Source organism: Alteromonas profundi, from assembly GCF_010500865.1.
In the GTDB taxonomy this organism is placed as follows: domain Bacteria; phylum Pseudomonadota; class Gammaproteobacteria; order Enterobacterales; family Alteromonadaceae; genus Alteromonas; species Alteromonas profundi.
Genome location: NZ_JAAAWN010000098.1, coordinates 1 through 505 on the forward strand (window position 1 = coordinate 1; position 505 = coordinate 505).

1 protein-coding gene is annotated in these 505 nt (G+C 50.5%); it reads right to left on the reverse strand.

Features of this window, described 5'->3' with window-relative positions:
* Positions 1-4: 4 nt before the first annotated feature.
* On the reverse strand, positions 5-202 hold the full coding sequence (locus GTH32_RS19325) for a hypothetical protein (RefSeq protein WP_163088826.1): 198 nt from the start codon (positions 200-202) through the stop codon (positions 5-7).
* Positions 203-505 lie beyond the last annotated feature (303 nt).

A 505-nucleotide genomic window follows, 5' to 3' on the forward strand; every position in this document is an offset into this window, starting at 1 on the left:
CTTACTATGTACTTCCGCCCTTCGCCATCCTTATCCGCTTTTGACTGATAAGCACGCCATCAGACTCACTGCTGATGGTCAGTTCGGTTTTACCCTCCACACCATTACTGGCTTTCACAGGCCGAACCTTTCTCACTACTACGGCGTCATCTGCCACCTCACACCGATTAACATCTTGAGTCTCCCCTTGAACGTTAACCACTTACTCTAGGTAAGTTTAAGTGCCAGGCTTCCCCAGTTACTGCACTGACTCCCTGTTAGAAATTCCACCCTCAAACACAAAACAGGACTGACCGAGTATCGGGCTTCGCGCTATTTTGCACACTTACCCTCCTGCCTTGCCGAATCAGGTTCACTTTCGTTGTGTACCTCTAACTTCCTATGGCTTCCTTCAGACCCTGCCGTTAGCCAACAACGCCCTTGCCATTCGGATTGTCTTCCCCTCAGTCAGGGTGATTCAGGTTTCTTCCAACCTGACGGGATTGCCAGCTTCGCTGGGCAAACA